This is a genomic window from Psychrobacter sp. W2-37-MNA-CIBAN-0211 (assembly GCF_040309405.1).
Taxonomy (GTDB): Bacteria; Pseudomonadota; Gammaproteobacteria; order Pseudomonadales; family Moraxellaceae; genus Psychrobacter; species Psychrobacter glaciei.
Map to the genome: position 1 here is coordinate 181,844 of NZ_JBEOOU010000003.1, position 17,765 is coordinate 199,608.

Here is a 17,765-nt window from a genome sequence, read left to right on the forward strand (position 1 = left end):
ATGGTGTGTTACATACTCTGAATTTTTTCACGTAACGCTGGCAGGTGACGGCGGCTAACCGCTAGCGTCTCATCAATACCTTTAAACCGTATCTGATACTGTCCCGCATCTAAGGTCTCTAAAAAGTCCAAAAAGCTGAGATTAATAATAGCATTACGGTGTACCCGAAACAGGCGGTCTTCAAACTCTTGTTCCAACTCTTTTAGGGTCTCATCAATGAGGACAATACCGTCTTTATGGCGAACTTTGACATACTTTTGATCAGCCGTAAAGTAGTAAATATCTTTGAGCTTAATCAGCTCAACACCGCGGTGGGTACGTGCCGCAATATGTTCACGGACGGGACGTGCCATTGGATCTTCGAGCTTACGAATCTCATTTAACTGCGCTGCGTTTAGATTTTTCGCTTTAGCAAGTGCTTCTAGCAATTCATCTTTATTGGCTGGTTTTAATAAATAACCGATCGCATTGGCTTTTAGCGCGGCAATCGCATAATGATCGTAGGCAGTGACAAAAATAATCGCTGGCGGGTGCTCAAGCTTAGCAAGCTCTTGCGCACAGCGAACCCCATCCATTTCAGGCATGCGAATATCTAATAAAATGATGTCCGGTTGTTGAGTTTTCACTGCCACGATGGCTTCTGCGCCTGTCGTTGCTTGCGCAACCACTTGATGACCTGACTCCTGCACAATCCTAACCAAACGCTCACGTGCTAACGGCTCATCATCACAAACTACAATCCGCATGGAAACTCCTTTCTTACGGCGTACCTAGTATATTTCTTTAATCGTATCAGTAACATAATAACATTTATCCTTAAGCTGTTATCGCCATCCTTTAAAACTAATAACGAAAATAATAATAGTATAAATGCTGCAATAAATATGCCACGGTCAGTTACTAAAGAGAATATAACCAGATAAAAATCATAGACTGACGTCTTGAAGAGGGTAATCTATGACAGTAACGATTTGCTTACTAGTGACGGTACTTTGAATATCGGCACTTTGGCCAAAGTAGGCGCGTAAACGTTCGGCCTGAATATAAAAATTCATGTGCTGACGCAAATCGTAGTGAACCATTAAGGTTTTTTTGGGCAGTTGCACACTGATGGTAATCGTCACGCGATGCTGTTGCCACGTTACTTCAATATCGATATAAATGGTTTCGGTGGTCATTTCAACCACATTGAGTAGCATTTTTTCAATCACGCTTTGGAGCATCAAAGCGGTGATGACCATGTCATACATGACATCCTCGTCAGGTAGCCGCCAATTGATGATGAGCTTGTCCGCCAAACGAATAGATTCAATGGCAAGATAATGCTCGCAAAGCGCGATTTCTTCTTCAAAACTAATCTCACGGGCACCCTCAAAACTGGCACGAAATAATGCTGACACGTGCTGTAATAAGTCGGCGGCTCGTGATGGGTTAGACTCGATAAGGGATACTAAAGTATTAATGGTATTAAAGAAAAAATGCGGGGCAAGGCGCGCTTTAATCACATCGTTTTGCGCTGTCAATTTATATTCAAACGATTGCTTGAGCGCGTTGACTTCACGATAGCGGCGTAAAAAATACAGTAAGAATACCAAGGTAAAGCCACCACCAATGATGGTATCGAACAGGACCTCTATAATAAAATTTTGCAGATTGTATTCAAGCCAGCCCACATTAAGCATGATCAACATGACTAATGTCATGGTTATGCCAGAGGCGACCATAAGTAGCATCAGCACATAAATACTGGCTTTAACGATGCTCATGCGTGTAAAGACAGGGCGTAAATGATCAATTAAGTACAATGAAGGGATGATGCTTACTGTATTTTGTACAAATCGGCTCATAAACTTAATCATAAATTCTGACCAAGTTGCCAAATCATGACGGTCAATCACCGTCACAAACAGCGACCAAAAAAAGATATACAGCAGCCACTGCCAAGGTCTCATGACATCCATGAGCTTAGGAATAAAAAACTCTAAGCGCGCAGCTAGTAAGGCAACCTCATCATTTGCTATACTTGAGATCTTATTCTCTTGACTTGTCTTAGACCGATATGAACGCCAATTCTTCAAATCCTAGTAATCCCGATTCAAATAAAAATTCATCTGCCACTGATTTTAGCACAGATGCCCCTATAACAAACGCAGCGCCACAAAACAGCCAAGGCCAACAGATGTGGGGCGGACGCTTTAGTGAAGCGACTGATAGCTTCGTTGCCGCCTTCACCGCTTCGGTTGGCTTTGACCAACGTTTTGCCCGTCATGATATTCAAGGCTCGATTGCGCATGCCACCATGCTTAAAGAGTGCGATATCTTAAGCGCCGAGGACGTTGCGACTATTATTGACGGTCTACAACAAGTGCTGCAAGAGATCGAAGCCGGTGAATTTAATTGGTCAATTGCGCTTGAAGACGTGCATATGAACGTTGAATCGCGCCTAACAGATATCGTCGGTGCAGTGGGCAAAAAGCTACACACTGGTCGTAGCCGTAATGATCAGGTCGCCACCGATATCCGTTTATGGCTGCGCGAAGAGACTGATAATATCATCGCACTATTGGTACGTTTGCAAAGTGGTTTGCTTGATTTGGCTGAGCAGCATACTGATACCATCATGCCTGGTTTCACCCATTTGCAAACCGCGCAGCCAGTCAGCTTTGGTCATCACGTGATGGCTTGGTTTGAGATGTTATACCGCGATACTGAACGTCTAGTCGATGCGCGTCGCCGTATCAATCAGATGCCGCTTGGTAGTGCCGCGCTTGCTGGCACGACGTTCCCGATCGATCGTACGATTACCGCTGAACTGTTGGGCTTTGAAGGTATTTGCCAAAACTCGCTTGATGCTGTCTCAGATCGCGACTTCGCTATTGAGTTCACATCAGCTGCTTCTATCTTGATGATGCACATGTCACGCATGAGCGAAGAGATTATCCTATGGATGTCAGCGCAGTTTAACTTTGTGCAGATACCAGATCGCTTCTGTACCGGCTCATCTATCATGCCGCAAAAGAAAAACCCTGATGTGCCTGAATTGGTACGCGGTAAAGCAGCCCGTGTCTTTGGTCAACTCATGACCTTGCTGAGCCTGATGAAGAGCCAACCCCTCGCCTACAATAAAGACAACCAAGAAGACAAAGAGCCGCTCTTTGATTGCGTCGATACGCTTACCGGCTGTTTATTGGCCTTTGGTGACATGCTACCGAACATCACCCCAAATAAAGAAAACATGCGCGCTGCTACTATGAAAGGCTATGCGACAGCGACTGATTTGGCAGACTATCTGGTACGTAACGGTGTCGCTTTCCGTGATGCTCATGAAGTGGTGGGTAATGCCGTCGCTTTGGGTATCAAAGAAGGCGTCGATTTGAGTGATTTATCCTTGGCACAGCTACAGCAGTTTAGCGATGCTATTGGTGACGATGTCTTTGAGTATCTGACACTAGAAGGCTCATTGGCAGCTCGTGATCATTTAGGTGGCACAGCGCCCAATCAAGTGAAGCAAGCCGTCGTTAATGGTCGCGCACGCTTAAAAGTATTTGCGTAAAACCTTTAATAAAACTAGCATCTATTAATAAAAATCCCGCTCTCTAGGCGGGTTTTTTATTAACATCAGTAGATAAAGCGGCTGTTACCTTCTATACACCTGATAGGCTTGGCTAAATCCACCAAGACCGTTATCATAGGTGGATACTAGGGTCTGTTGAACATTCAAATGTGGCACTGGCAGTGGCTATTTTTTAGACAATACGCAGTGAAATTTTTGACGCCTAGTTATTCTAGGGTAGACAATTTCGCCATGTATTGGCAAAAAATAGCCCTGCCCTGAAAGGCTGATGTTAAAATCACCCCAAACGTTGTTGTAAACCTAGCTAAGGTCTCGACATTATCGTCAGTTTACGCCTAGCTTGATGCGATTTTAGCGATCAGCAGTCCTAATATTTGAATGTTCAACAGACCCTAATATTCGATTTAATAATACAATAAGGACTGCCTCATGACTGAGAGTTTTAATCCACAAGCCAATACGGTATTTTGCCGCAAATATCAGCAAGAATTGCCAAAGATGCCACATCCACCTTTTCCTAATAAAAAAGGTCAAGAGCTGCAAGAAACGGTCTCTGACAAAGCATGGAAAGAATGGATTGAGCACCAAACCATGCTGATTAACGAAAATCATCTAAGCATGATGGATCCTAAAGCCAAGCAGTTTTTAACCGAGCAACGTGATAAATTTTTAGACAATGAAGATTATGAGCGCGCGCAAGGTTGGACGCCAGAAAGCTAATTATTTTTGATTTTCTGCTATAAAAAAACGCGCTATATAAATAATATAGCGCGTTTTTTATTTATAGATTATAGGGTCTGTTGAACATAAAACTGTTATATAAATTTAAACACGCTACTGGGATAAATTTGACTTGCGTGCTGCGTTCCCAGAGGCTGCGCAACCTAAATTTGAAGACAGCATCCCAGTAGCACTATGTTCTTTTTAGAGTACATCGACTATAAAGTGTGTTAAATACCCTATCAATCCTCAGTCTTGTTTGCTGCGCCAGCATCGTTAACGGATGTTGCGCTTGCTTGGCGTGCAGCCATTCGATCGTTGGCTTCTTGCACCGCTTTTTCGACCTCAGCATAGTCTGAATGACGCACGTCCTGACCGCTGATATAGTTAATAACTAGCTCTGCCACGTTCTGCGCATGATCACCGATACGCTCAAGCGCACGCAGTACCCACATGATATTCATGACTTTTGAGACATAGCGCGAGTCCTCCATGATATAAGTCATCAAGGCGCGAATGGCCGACTGATACTCATCATTGACCACCTTATCATTACGCATGACTTCAAAGGCTTGCTCAGCGTTTGATTGGCTAAAAGCTTCCAGCGCATTATGTACCATCAGCCGAACTTGGTTGCTCAAATGCTGAACTTCCGCATACCCATACTCAGTCTTACCTTGCGCGATAATTTTGATTGTCATCTGGGCGATTTTCACCGCTTCATCACCGATGCGCTCTAAATCAACCACGCCTTTGCTGATGGCCATGACCAAACGCAAATCACTGGCAGCTGGCTGACGTTTGGCAACCAGTAATAAAATATGTTCGTCCAAATCGACTTCCATACGATTGATATCAAAATCCATATCAATCACTTCTTGTGCCAACGCTTGGTTTTTATCGGTTAATGCATGGATTGCCTTGGCGACTTGATTGGCCGCGCTATCACCCATGTGTAGAAACAGTCGAATCGCTTCATCAAGATCTTGGTCAAAACTTTTAGAGATATGCTTATCATTTTGCATAGAACGTATTCCCTGAAATCTGGGTTTCGATGACACCGTGTGCCTATTAAAGGGCACATTGTTTGAGTGCTCAAAACCGAGCTGCCGATATACCTCGGTCAATGTCAAAAACTTCGAATGATTGCTCACAATAAGTGCTCATCCTATTTGCTTGTTATCAGCGTCTTATTATCAGTGCTTGATGATCAGTACATAACCATCAGCGTAATGACTGACATTATCACTTAATGAAAAGCGACTGACGGCTGACGCTAAGCGTCGCCCAACTTATTAATCATCAATGCGCTTAGCCATAACGACCCGTAATATAATCTTCCGTCGCTTTTTGCGCCGGTTTGGTAAATATCTGATCCGTCTCGCCCATCTCGATCATATCGCCTAAATACATATAAACCGTATAGTCTGACACCCGTGCCGCTTGCTGCATATTATGCGTCACAATAGCGATGGTATAGTCGTTTTTGAGATCTTCAATCAGCGCTTCAATAGCACCGGTAGAGATAGGATCAAGTGCGGAAGTTGGCTCGTCGAGTAACAATACCTCCGGCTTGGTGGCGACACTACGCGCTATACATAAGCGTTGCTGCTGTCCACCGGACAATGACAGTCCAGAGGCTTTAAGTTTGTCTTTAACCTCAGGCCATAATGCTGATTTTTTCAGCGCCCATTCCACTCGATTATCCAGCTCAGCTTTGCTTAATTTTTCATAAAGACGCACACCAAACGCCACATTGTCGTAAATCGACATTGGGAATGGTGTCGGCTTTTGAAAAACCATGCCGACTCGTGCGCGTAGCAAATTAACATCAACGTCTTTGTCTAAAATATTTGCACCGTCAATATTGATATTACCTTCTGCCCGCATGCCCGGATACAGATCATACATACGATTAAAGGTACGCAGCAGCGTTGATTTTCCGCAACCTGATGGGCCAATAAACGCGGTCACTTTTTTATCAGGGATATCAATATTGATATTTTTTAATGCTTGGAAATCATCGTAATAAAAATTCAGATCTCGAACTTCCAATTTTGCAGGCGGCATATTTTGTGGAATATCATGCAGTGTTTGCTTGTTAAAGCTTGCAGCATCTGGCTGAGCCATTTGTGCACTGGTCGATAAAGGGTTGGTTAATAGATTGTCTTCAGTGATATGAGACTTTTTAACCGCCGTTTTTTTAGGCGCTTTATTGATGACATCATTCATAATATTATCCAACCTAACTCAATGAAAAGTGATATAAATTTAAGTAAAAATCGATGAGGCCTGATTTTTAGTAGCTGTTATTTGCTGTGACCACGGTTGCCAATAAACCGCGCCAAAATATTCAGTATCAATACAGACAAGGTAATCAGTAATGCCGCTGACCATGCCAAGGTATGCCAATTGTCATAAGGACTCATGGCAAACTGATAAATGGTGTTGGGCAAGTTGGCAATGGGCTTACCCATATCGGTACTGAAGTATTGATTGTTCAGCGCGGTGAATAATAACGGTGCCGTCTCACCAGTGATTCTGGCAAAGGCTAACAATACGCCTGTGGTCAATCCGGCTTTGGCAGCTTTGATCGTGACTTTGGTTACCAGTTGCCACTTTGGTGTGCCCAAGGCATAGGCCGCTTCACGGATGCTATTGGGCACTAAGTTGAGCATATTTTCTGTGGTGCGTACGACGACAGGAATAACGATTAATGCCAAAGCCAATGCGCCTGCCCAACCAGAAAAGTTATTGCCTTTGACCATCAGCGCATAAATAAAGAGACCAATCACAATCGAGGGTGCTGATAGCAGAATATCGTTTAAAAAACGAGTTACCTTGCCTAGCATACTGCCTTGAGAAAATTCTGACAAATAAATACCGGTCATCAGCCCAATCGGTGCCCCGATAAACAAGCCTGAAAACGCCAACATGATTGAGCCGACAATGGCGTTGCGTAGGCCACCTGCGCTCATCGGTGGCGGGGTATCAGCCGTAAATACTGGCAACTGTACCAATCCTTGAAAACCTTCAACGAACAGGGTCAGTAAAATCCATAATAGCCAAAATAAACCAAACGCCATCGCCGACAACGCAAAGCCCAATCCAAGCTTATTCAGACGACGACGCTTGTTATAAAGGCTTTTGTTATAACGTGCCTCAAAGCTTGTCTTCGTCGGTAATGCGGTAGTAGCTCTGATAGCTTGATTAGGCATAACATTCGTTTCCCGTATCTTTTTAGATAGCCTTTTTAGATAATCTTTTTAGACAACATTAATCTCTATCGTGCTGATACAACGTTGGCTTAGCGATTGCCTGCTTTATGATCCATGCGCATGAGCATGAGCTTCGCTATGGACAGCACAATGAAAGTAATCACAAATAAGATTAAGCCTAAATGTAATAAAGATGCCAGATGCAGCTCACTAGACGCTTCGGCAAACTCATTGGCCAGCGCTGAGGTAATCGTAACCCCAGAGGTAAACAGGCTTGGACTGATATTAAAGGCATTACCAATCAAGAAAGTCACCGCCATGGTCTCGCCCAATGCGCGACCCAGCCCTAAAATAACACCACCAACCACACCAGCTTTGGTATACGGCAAAATAATCTTGAACATGACTTCCCAAGTCGTCGCGCCCATGCCATAGGCTGATTCTTTTAATAAGTCTGGCACGACGGAAAAAACATCGCGCATGGTGGCAGCGATAAAGGGAATAATCATGATGGCAAGCACCAAGGACGCTGTGAACATCCCCAGTCCCATCGGCGCGCCTGCAAACAGTTTACCGATGATCGGTAAAGGCCCGACGTGTTCAATAAACCATGGCTGGATGTGATCACCAAAAAACGGCGCGAAGACGAACAAACCCCACATACCATAAATGATAGAAGGGATACCAGCCAATAGCTCAATGGCGATACCAAGTGGTTTTTTTAGAAAAGCAGGACACATTTCGGTCAAAAATATGGCAATGCCAAAGCTCACTGGCACGGCTATCAGAATGGCGATAAATGAGGTCACTAAGGTGCCATAGATGGGTGCAAGTGCACCATATTCATTGGCGACCGTGTCCCAGTTATTGCTGGTATAAAAACCCAGACCAAACTCTTGAATACTTGGCCAAGCCCCGACAATTAACGACACTAAAATACCACCTAGAGACATCAATACCAGTATGGCAAATGCTTTGGTGGAGTTAACGAATAAAGCATCGTAACGTTTTTGTTTAGCCAGTTGGGACCTTAAGTCTGTCATAAGTGTCTCAGCATTCAATAGAATAAGATTAAAAAATGAGCGTATTTATCAGGTTTTATCACAACAAACTCAACAGATATAAGTATCAGAGGCTATAAGTATCATTGGCTTTGCGATTAAATTCGCTGTGATAAAACCTTTCAAACAACTACCGGAGAATAGTTGTTTGAAAGGGTAATTCGATCGTTATTAAATAATGACTATCGAATTACTGAGCAGGTTTATAGACAGGCTGTCCATCGCTACCTTTTACGTCGTTCCATTTTGCTTTGAACAAGGCCACTGCCGTATCAGAGAATGGTACGTAATCTAGTGCCATAGCGTCGTCATCGCCTTGGCTATAAGCCCAGTCAAAAAAGTTCAACACGCCAGCAACTTGCTGAGGATTCTCTGGTTGCTTATGGACTAAGATAAAGGTGGCAGCAGCGATAGGCCATGCTTGGTCAGTCTCAGAGTTGGTGATGACTTTATAAAAGCCTTCTTGTTGTGACCAATCAATATCACCTGCCGCAGCAAAGGTCTCAGCTGATGGTTGCACGATGTTGCCAGCTGCATTTTTCAATGCCGTATGTGACATCTTGTTTTGCTTAGCGTATGCATACTCAACGTAGCCGATAGAGTTTTTCATACGGTTTACGTAGCTTGATACGCCTTCATTACCTTTACCGCCTGCACCAGTCGCAGAGGTCGGCCATTTAACGGTTTTATCAACACCAACCGTGTCTTTCCAATCTGGTGATACTTTGGCCAGATAGTCCGTGAAGTTAAAAGTCGTACCTGAACCGTCTGAGCGGAATACCGTCGTGATTGCCGCGTCTGGCAAGGTCAAATCTGGGTTCATAGCTTTGATAGCTGGGTCATTCCATTTACTGATTTTACCCAAATAAATATCTGCTAAGGTCGTACCGTCTAGCTTCAATGCGCCCGGCTCTATACCGTCGATGTTGACGATTGGCACGACGCCACCAATAACTGTCGGAAACTGAATAAGGCCAGACTCTTCAAGCTCTTCAGGCGTCATCGGTGCATCAGAAGCACCAAAATCAACGGTTTTTGACTGAATTTGTTTGATACCACCAGATGAACCAATAGATTGATAGTTGACTTGGCCACCAGTTGCCCCATTGTAGTCATAAGACCATTTGGCATAGATAGGCTGCGGGAATGATGCACCTGCACCCGTGATATTCATGGCGATATTTTCAGCAGATTTAAAACCTGTGGTAGCAGAAGAGGCTGTTTGAGAGGTTGACTCAGCCGTGGTAACAGCGCTACTGCTAGTATCAGCAGTGGGCTCTGCCGTGTCGGTTGATTTATTACATGCCGTGAGCATTAATGTACAACTAACGGCTACTGCTAATAACGAATAACGCATGTAGGACTCCTGAAGTTTAACAACGATATGAAAAAGCATTGTTTGTGATATGCGTGCTATCTTGCCAAATCTTTATGACAGTTTGATGACAGTTGTCACAATCTTTCATTCGCTTTACATAATATTCAGGTAGCACTGCTATATTTTCAATAAATACGAATTATATCAATAACTTATATATATCAACATGATACAACCATACTCATAGAAACCATCAGACGCCACCTTAAGTTGTTGTATGCTTAGCCAAATACTATTAGCCGTTGGTGCAGAATTTTGTTAGTATGAATAAGATTCACAACACTGACAGACTCGGGGTGCGGTGTGTTAAAGACTGGCTTTATTAAATTCGCTTTATTAAAGTAACCGCCTTTTAATACATTCGCTGAGAGATCACCCGCCGAACCTGATGCGGTTAGTACCGACGCAGGGAAGTCTTAAGCATATGTTATACAAGTACAAAGGGCGTGCAGAAATGCCTTTTTATTATCGCCAACCTCTACCAGTATTTTTTGTGCTGGTGGATAGCGTTAATAATCAGTTCCGTCCCTCAATCAGCGAAAGATCACTGACTACGTTTAGGTTTGATAGCGCTAGCAGTTTTTTTTACGATTGAATTTGTCCGTATCATATATGCTTACCCCCGCAGATTCTGGCGGTGTTGCCTATACTATTAGACCAACACGCTAGGACAGCATATGACTATTTCAGACATTACCTCGAACACAAAAGCTGCTCAAACTCATATCCCAGCCAATGCTTCGCTCAACGCGACTGCCAGCAAAGCGGATAAAAAAGCAGATGCCCTAAAAACCCCTGCCCATCGTCATCAAACAGACGCGCGCTTTGAAGAAGATGCCCGCGACTTACACCGTATCTTACCCGCCTCACGTAAAATTTATATCGAAGGCTCAAGACCCGATATTCAAGTACCGATGCGCGAAATAACGCTTGATCCTACCCCTGTGCAAGGCGTTTCTGAGAACGAATGGGAGCAAAACCCACCGTTTTATGTCTATGACACCTCAGGTGTTTATACTGACCCCAATGCCACCATCGATCTCACAAAAGGTCTGCCAAAACTACGTGAAGGCTGGATAAACGAACGCGGAGATACCGAGCAGTTAACAGGTCTGTCAAGTCAGTATGGACAAACGCGCGCGCGTGATATCAGCACTGCCAACTTACGATTTGCTCACATTGATAAACCGCGCCGTGCCAAAGATGTTGATGGCAAAACAGGCAACGTCACCCAAATGTACTACGCACGTCGCGGCATTATTACGCCTGAAATGGAATACATTGCCATCCGTGAAACCCAAAAGCAGCATGATTTGACGGACATACGCCAACATGATGGAGAGAGCTTTGGTGCTAATACGCCGACGGTCATCACGCCTGAGTTTGTGCGTAGTGAAGTGGCCGCTGGACGTGCCATCATTCCCAACAACATCAACCACCCTGAATCTGAGCCCATGATTATCGGGCGCAATTTTTTGGTCAAAATTAACGCCAATATCGGTAACTCAGCGCTGGGTTCTTCTATCGATGAAGAAGTCTCGAAAATGACGTGGGCAACACGTTGGGGCGCGGATAACATCATGGATTTGTCCACCGGCAATCATATTCACGAAACCCGCGAGTGGCTGATTCGTAACTCACCAGTGCCGATTGGTACCGTACCCATTTATCAAGCGCTAGAAAAAGTCGATGGCGTGGCTGAAAATTTAACGTGGGAGATATTCCGCGACACCTTAATTGAACAAGCAGAGCAAGGCGTTGATTATTTCACCATTCACGCAGGTGTGCTGCTGGATTATGTGCCAATGACTGCCGGACGCCTGACGGGCATTGTGTCGCGCGGCGGCTCTATCATGGCGCAGTGGTGCATGGTGCATCAACAAGAGAGCTTTTTATACACGCACTTTGAAGATATCTGCGAGATTATGAAAGCCTACGATGTCGCCTTTAGTTTGGGTGATGGCCTACGTCCGGGTTGTTTACAAGATGCCAATGACGAAGCGCAATTTAGCGAACTCAAAACCTTGGGTGAACTGACCAAAGTGGCATGGGAGCATGATGTGCAGGTGATGGTTGAAGGACCGGGTCACGTCGCGATGAACCGTATTAAAGAAAATATGGATTTGCAGCTTGAGCTGTGTGCGGACGCGCCATTTTATACGTTAGGGCCATTAACGACTGATATTGCACCGGGTTATGACCATATTACTAGTGCCATTGGAGCGGCGATGATTGGTTGGTTCGGCACTGCGATGCTTTGTTATGTCACGCCAAAAGAGCATTTGGGTCTACCCAATAAAAAGGATGTCAAAGACGGCATCATCACTTATAAAATTGCCGCCCATGCTGCTGATTTGGCCAAAGGTCATCCAGGCGCACAAGCACGTGACAATGCGTTATCTAAAGCGCGTTTTGAATTCCGCTGGGATGATCAGTTCAATCTAGCACTCGATCCAGATACGGCGCGTGAATATCACGACGAAACGCTGCCGAAAGACGCGCATAAGACAGCGCACTTTTGCTCGATGTGTGGGCCAAAATTCTGTTCGATGAAAATCACTCAGAACGTGCGAGATTATGCGGCAGGACTGGACAAAAATGCCGCTAACCAAAAAGCAATGCCTTAAGCGGGCGACTTAACAGATGCTAGTCATTTGGTTAAAAACTTGAATACGAAGCGCATTGGACAATTTGGTGAAGCCATTGCTGAAAAAATTCGTTGAGGTAGGACGGAGATGACCAAGAAATGTCATTCTGACAGTCGTCAGTTGTATCAAGAGGTTTGATTTTAAGTACTAAAAAACGTTGCATTATAAAGGCTCGAAACTCTCGTTAGTTTCGAGCTTTTTTATTGTCGTTATTTCAATACAAACAATTGTGTAATAAGTTATAGACAAGCGGCTTAAATCAAGTAATATACGGTTAATGAGTAATAATTCGTTACTTAAACATCGACTAGAGTTAAGGTTATCAGTATGAATCATGTTTACCGTGTTGTTTTTAATCGTGCTTTAGGTGTTTATCAATGCGTCTCCGAGCTTGCCAAATCTCGTGGTAAATCCGCGTCTGGTAAATCGCAAACAGCTAGCAAGCTCATAATGACACCCTTAGCACTAGCTATGCTTTCTTTGTCAGGGACGGCGATGGCAGCTGACATTGTAGTCAATGATGGTCAACGTACAGAGTATCAAGATATTGTTGCTATCAATGGTAGTGTTTTGATAACTAATCCAGGAACTGTCCTTGCAGCACCAAATAATCAAATTAACTTTGGTGCAAACCCAGATGGTAAAGTGCTAGCTATAGATACAGACGTTTCTATTGAAAATGGCGCCGCTGTAGAAGCTGGTGTTAGTAGTACTGTAGGTGTTGATAGATTTAGTAAAGTGACTGTTAATAATGCTTTATTGAGTGCGCCTGCTATAGCCATAGGAGGACTCGTTGATGGTGAAATTAATATCACTAACAATGGGCAGTTAAAGGCTACTGATAAAATAATACTAGGCTACGGTTCAAATACTAGTGGGCGTTTAAATATAACTAAATCAGGCAATGCAATAACAAATAATTTGATTATTGCTGATGAGACAGACTCAATAGGCAATGTAGTCGTTGACGGTACTGGAAGTAATTTGATTGCTCAGAATAATGTCTTTGTTGGCGATAATGGTACAGGTAGTCTCTCTGTTCAAAATGGCGGTAACCTTACCACTAACACTTTAGTTGTTGCTAATAATATAGGTTCTGCAGGAAGCAAGGTGGTGGTTAAAGGTGCAGGATCAAAAATCGATGTTAAAGATAGTTTTTTCATAGGAACAACCGAAAGTGCTTCACTAAGTATTGGTAATGCAGGAACCGTCACTAGCGATAAAATGTCTGTAGGTGATCTATCAGGTTCTGAAGGTACGTTGGCTATCAGCGACGTAAACTCTGTAGCTAATGTTAGCTCCAGCCTAATAGTAGGTCGAGAAGGCTCAGGAATTATCAACGTCACAAATAATGCTATATTAAATTCGAACAATGCTGACTTAGCTCAAGAAAATAGTGCTGTAGGCGAAGTAAATCTGTCTAGCGGTGGTAAATGGAACAATCAAGAAACTATTATCGTTGGCGTCGAAAACTTAGGTACTATCAATGTATCAGGGCAAGAATCCAAGATTACTACCAAAGATTTTTTACTTGGCGGTTTCAATGGCAAAGGAATTGTAAATGTTAGTGATAACAGTACTCTAATCGTTGACCGAGTCACTCAAGTTGGCGGTTTTGATGAAGATGGTGAGAGTGCTATTGGAGAATTAAACATTAACGATGCCAGAGTAGAGACTCTTGAAATGGTAGTCGGCACCTCTGGTAATGGTAATTTAAACATTACCGGCAATGATGCTTACGTCAATGTAGATAACAACTTATTAGTTGGTGTAAATGGTACTGGTACCGTCACTATGACTCGTGCAGATGAAGAAACAGAGTCGCCTACTATAAATGGTAATACTATTCAGGTTTATGGAGATACTATATTGGGTAGTAGTGCTTCTGGCAAAGGTACTATGACTATCGATGGTAGAAACCAGTTCCAGACTACTAACTTAGTCATTGGTCAGCAAGGCTCTGGTACCTTCAAAGTATCAAACACTCCTTTTTATACCGGTTTGGCTAGAGCAACTGATACTACTTATATTGGTGGTAGAGGTGAAAATAGTGCAAACGCTGTTGGTACTTTGACTATCGATAACAGTACATTTGTCACACCGAAGTTAATCGTAGGCAATACAGGATCTGGCACGCTCAACTTAGTTAATGGCGGTGTTATATCAACTAATAGTATTGAACGCAATACAGCTTCTACTCTTTCTAATATTTTTATCGATGGTGGTGAGTTTAGAATTACAACAGATCAACCTAATTTGTTTGCTAACTTTACTAAAGATGATTTAATTGAAGTAAGTGGAAAAGGTATTTCGTTCGAAACAACGGGTAATAATAACGGTGAAGTTGGAACCTATGTTGTCATCAATCCTAATGCAGTAATTACTGGCAATGCTGGTAAGCTCAACGTAGAGGATGAAAACGGTGGATTTGCAAAGTATGGATTAGGAACTTTAGAGATTAGTGAAAGCAGCAAGCAATGGACAGGTGATTTAACCATTACTCAAGGAACGCTGAAGTTTAATGGTAATTACATCATGGGCAATGATGAAACACTTACTATTGGTCTACTTGATTGGGATGAAGATGGCACAATCGATGAAAATTATGGAAAATTTCTCATTAATGGAGCAGTTGATATCAGCAAAGGAAATCTGTTCATTTATGCTGACGAAGTCATCGCTAATGTAGCAAAAGATAAAGAATGGAAAGACATTGTAAAAGCGACGACTCGTACTGGTGAATTCAAAACCGTCAGCGACAATAGTCCATTAGTAAGCTTTGCAGCAGATTATAGTAATGCTGATGCCGTTAGTCTGAAAATGGTAGCACCGACGCCAACACCAACACCAACACCGACTCCAACACCAACACCGACTCCAACACCAACACCGACTCCAACACCGACTCCAACACCGACTCCGACTCCGACTCCGACTCCAACACCGACTCCAACACCGACTCCGACTCCGACTCCGACTCCGACTCCGACTCCGACTCCGACTCCGACTCCGACTCCGACTCCGACTCCGACTACTGATACTACCTTTGTTCAATCGGTATCAAGTCAATCGAACCGGAATGATTTGGGTATTGCTTATGTATTAGACAAAGCCATTCAGGACCGCGTGACAAATGGTGATAATGTATTGGCTGATAGCTTGATTAACTCTACCATCAACTTCAATCAGGCTCAGCTTGCGACAGCTGCCAATCAGTTACAGCCATTATTTATGGGTGCGACCAACCGCATCCTCACTGATGCCAATTACGCGGTTAGCGATGCTATTTTCGCTCATACTCCGACTGCACCTGAACGTAATATTTGGGCACAAATCATCGGTAACGACCGTAGTCATGAGGGCGAGAATGGTATCACTGGCTACGACTCTAAAGGCTATGGCGCTATTGTTGGTCTAGATACTCCGATTAACAATGACCTTAACTTAGGGGTCGCTGTCTCTTATATTGAAAGCGATGCAGATACCGAAGAAAGCTACTTAGAGCATAAACTAGAAACTAAGAGCTGGCAGGTTCTCGGATACGGACGTTATGCTGTTAACGAAGCCACTAATATGAGTTTCCATGCGGGCGCTGGTAGAAGTGATGTTGAAGGTGAGCGTCATATTCAGATATTAACTGATAATATTGCGAGCTCTGATTATTCAGTCGATACGTTGCAGGCAGGTTTGGGAGTCGATTATCGCATTGGCACTGAGCAACGTAATATCAGTCCATTCGCACAACTGAACTACGCTCATGCAAAAAGCGATAGCTATCGTGAAACGGGTGCAGGTGTATACAACTTAATGGTTGATGAAAATAAATATGAATCATTGCGTTGGACAGCTGGTCTAAACCTATCGCAAGCTTTAACCCCAACACTAGCACTTACTGGTCAATTGGCGGCAGCGATCGAAAATGGTGATCGTCGTTCTGATATTACTGCCAGCTTCATCGGAATGCCTAATGATGAATTCACTACTATTGGACAAGAGATTGGACAAGAGATTGGTATCGCCGGTATCGGGCTTAGCTATGCACCGACTGCCAGTATGAAAATATCAGCAGGTTATCGCGGCGAATGGCGTGATAACTATGATGACCAAGGTGCTACCCTTGCATTACAAACCACCTTCTAATCTTTAATACCGCTATAAAACAATAAAGCTTGCCTCTAATTAGATTAGGGGCAAGCTTTTTTTTATTGGTCTTAATTGAATATTAGAGATATTTGGTTGCTTAACTAACGACGCTAAATACATATGCTTCTTTGTTATCGTCATTAACAAGCATCAAAACCTTGGACTTATCATCATCTTTAGTTACAAGGCCATGTACCTTGCCCTCTTCTAGATGACAAGTGATGGCTGAGTTGTCTACGTTTCCATCCACACGAAGATAAATAGATTTTGGGTCAAAAGTAATATCCCCTTCAATAATACAACCCTGTTCATCCACAATACTATATCCCATCCTTCCCTTTGAGATAGCGTTCGTGACCATGCTAGCAGTACTACGCGTGCTCGTAGTCACTAAGGCACCTTGGTAAACCCTTTTGTAATCCTCTAATTTATCTGTAGAATTTCCTTGATTGTAGTCTAAGAATACTGGGTACCGGAGCTCTTCCTCAAAGCCTTCTGGATTAGACGCATCTTCATAAACCACAGTTTCAAAAAAAGTAAAATCAGCACCATTTTGTCTGCCAAGGTCAAGATCAATGGATCTTGTGCCAACACTATTACTGGTAAAACTATAGTCAGTAGCATTTGATGATAATGAGGTGAAATTTGGATTACTACTTTTTTCAAATCTACCATTTATCAAACCAAATACTAAATCATTGGCATTATAAATGAAGCCATTATTGATATATACCATCCAAAATTCACCATCATTATTGACGATAGTGCTCATTGATAAATAGGTATTATAGATGTCTTTTAAATCACTGTTGATTACGCCACTGTAAGAGCCAGCAAAAGGTTCAGGCTCTTGGCGCTGTTGAGTGTTAGTATTTTGCTCTACAGAAGGACTACCAGTATTCGGAGTAACAGAAGAATCACCACTATCTGAATCTGAACCACCGCCACAACCAGATAAAGCTAATATAGAAACTAATAACAAGCTTGAGTAACGTACATTCATCAGAAGAGCTCCATTTTATG

Annotated in this window: 12 protein-coding genes and 1 riboswitch; of the genes, 4 read left to right on the plus strand and 8 right to left on the minus strand. The window is 43.2% G+C overall.

Annotated features, from left to right (window positions below; genetic code table 11):
• Positions 1 to 8 precede the first annotated feature (8 nt).
• Together AAEY72_RS05365 and AAEY72_RS05370 are read right to left on the minus strand one after the other, a co-directional pair.
• A complete protein-coding gene (locus tag AAEY72_RS05365; protein ID WP_189583566.1) occupies positions 9 to 746 on the minus strand; it encodes a LytR/AlgR family response regulator transcription factor in 738 nt (245 codons plus the stop codon).
• Positions 747 to 926: 180 nt separating this feature from the next.
• Positions 927 to 1,952: a histidine kinase gene (locus AAEY72_RS05370; RefSeq protein WP_352309734.1), complete on the minus strand. Its 1,026-nt coding sequence runs from the start codon at positions 1,950 to 1,952 to the stop codon at positions 927 to 929.
• Positions 1,953 to 2,179: 227 nt separating this feature from the next.
• On the opposite strand from AAEY72_RS05370, the gene argH reads away from it, so the two are divergent.
• Together argH and AAEY72_RS05380 are read left to right on the plus strand one after the other, a co-directional pair.
• Positions 2,180 to 3,553 carry an argininosuccinate lyase gene (gene argH, locus AAEY72_RS05375; RefSeq protein WP_352309834.1) on the plus strand — a complete coding sequence of 458 codons (1,374 nt, stop codon included), beginning with the start codon at positions 2,180 to 2,182 and terminating at the stop codon, positions 3,551 to 3,553.
• Positions 3,554 to 4,003: 450 nt separating this feature from the next.
• Entirely contained in the window at positions 4,004 to 4,294 is a 291-nt protein-coding gene (locus AAEY72_RS05380) for an oxidative damage protection protein (protein ID WP_010200774.1), read from the plus strand.
• Positions 4,295 to 4,536: 242 nt separating this feature from the next.
• On the opposite strand, the gene phoU is transcribed toward AAEY72_RS05380, so the two are convergent.
• The 5 genes from phoU to pstS form a co-directional block, all read right to left on the minus strand.
• Positions 4,537 to 5,319 carry a phosphate signaling complex protein PhoU gene (gene phoU, locus AAEY72_RS05385; RefSeq protein ID WP_352309735.1) on the minus strand — a complete coding sequence of 261 codons (783 nt, stop codon included), beginning with the start codon at positions 5,317 to 5,319 and terminating at the stop codon, positions 4,537 to 4,539.
• A 286-nt stretch (positions 5,320 to 5,605) separates the two neighbouring features.
• Positions 5,606 to 6,526: a phosphate ABC transporter ATP-binding protein PstB gene (gene pstB, locus AAEY72_RS05390; protein ID WP_194620605.1), complete on the minus strand. Its 921-nt coding sequence runs from the start codon at positions 6,524 to 6,526 to the stop codon at positions 5,606 to 5,608.
• A gap of 77 nt (positions 6,527 to 6,603) precedes the next feature.
• Positions 6,604 to 7,512: a phosphate ABC transporter permease PstA gene (gene pstA, locus AAEY72_RS05395; RefSeq protein WP_189583578.1), complete on the minus strand. Its 909-nt coding sequence runs from the start codon at positions 7,510 to 7,512 to the stop codon at positions 6,604 to 6,606.
• 89 nt (positions 7,513 to 7,601) lie between these two features.
• Positions 7,602 to 8,555: a phosphate ABC transporter permease subunit PstC gene (gene pstC / locus AAEY72_RS05400; RefSeq protein ID WP_194620604.1), complete on the minus strand. Its 954-nt coding sequence runs from the start codon at positions 8,553 to 8,555 to the stop codon at positions 7,602 to 7,604.
• 208 nt (positions 8,556 to 8,763) lie between these two features.
• Positions 8,764 to 9,930, minus strand: coding sequence for a phosphate ABC transporter substrate-binding protein PstS (gene pstS, locus AAEY72_RS05405; RefSeq protein WP_189583584.1), 1,167 nt, complete (start codon positions 9,928 to 9,930; stop codon positions 8,764 to 8,766).
• A 303-nt stretch (positions 9,931 to 10,233) separates the two neighbouring features.
• Positions 10,234 to 10,380, plus strand: a riboswitch (TPP riboswitch).
• A gap of 248 nt (positions 10,381 to 10,628) precedes the next feature.
• Between pstS and thiC the strand changes: the two genes are divergently transcribed.
• Entirely contained in the window at positions 10,629 to 12,578 is a 1,950-nt protein-coding gene (gene thiC, locus AAEY72_RS05410) for a phosphomethylpyrimidine synthase ThiC (RefSeq protein ID WP_352309736.1), read from the plus strand.
• A gap of 348 nt (positions 12,579 to 12,926) precedes the next feature.
• Positions 12,927 to 16,739 (plus strand): autotransporter domain-containing protein, encoded by a 3,813-nt coding sequence (locus AAEY72_RS05415; RefSeq protein ID WP_352309737.1) that lies wholly within the window; start codon positions 12,927 to 12,929, stop codon positions 16,737 to 16,739.
• Between the two features lie 100 nt (positions 16,740 to 16,839).
• Here the strand turns inward: AAEY72_RS05415 and AAEY72_RS05420 are convergent, their stop codons facing one another.
• Positions 16,840 to 17,745, minus strand: a complete 906-nt coding sequence (locus AAEY72_RS05420; RefSeq protein ID WP_352309738.1) for a hypothetical protein — start codon at positions 17,743 to 17,745, stop codon at positions 16,840 to 16,842.
• Positions 17,746 to 17,765: the final 20 nt, after the last annotated feature.

Coding starts and splice junctions, on each gene's coding strand:
- AAEY72_RS05365 (WP_189583566.1), bottom strand. CDS start 746: ATGCGGATTGTAGTTTGTGATGATGAGCCGTTAGCACGTGAGCGTTTG.
- AAEY72_RS05370 (WP_352309734.1), bottom strand. CDS start 1,952: ATGAGACCTTGGCAGTGGCTGCTGTATATCTTTTTTTGGTCGCTGTTT.
- argH (WP_352309834.1), top strand. CDS start 2,180: ATGTGGGGCGGACGCTTTAGTGAAGCGACTGATAGCTTCGTTGCCGCC.
- AAEY72_RS05380 (WP_010200774.1), top strand. CDS start 4,004: ATGACTGAGAGTTTTAATCCACAAGCCAATACGGTATTTTGCCGCAAA.
- phoU (WP_352309735.1), bottom strand. CDS start 5,319: ATGCAAAATGATAAGCATATCTCTAAAAGTTTTGACCAAGATCTTGAT.
- pstB (WP_194620605.1), bottom strand. CDS start 6,526: ATGAATGATGTCATCAATAAAGCGCCTAAAAAAACGGCGGTTAAAAAG.
- pstA (WP_189583578.1), bottom strand. CDS start 7,512: ATGCCTAATCAAGCTATCAGAGCTACTACCGCATTACCGACGAAGACA.
- pstC (WP_194620604.1), bottom strand. CDS start 8,555: ATGACAGACTTAAGGTCCCAACTGGCTAAACAAAAACGTTACGATGCT.
- pstS (WP_189583584.1), bottom strand. CDS start 9,930: ATGCGTTATTCGTTATTAGCAGTAGCCGTTAGTTGTACATTAATGCTC.
- thiC (WP_352309736.1), top strand. CDS start 10,629: ATGACTATTTCAGACATTACCTCGAACACAAAAGCTGCTCAAACTCAT.
- AAEY72_RS05415 (WP_352309737.1), top strand. CDS start 12,927: ATGAATCATGTTTACCGTGTTGTTTTTAATCGTGCTTTAGGTGTTTAT.
- AAEY72_RS05420 (WP_352309738.1), bottom strand. CDS start 17,745: ATGAATGTACGTTACTCAAGCTTGTTATTAGTTTCTATATTAGCTTTA.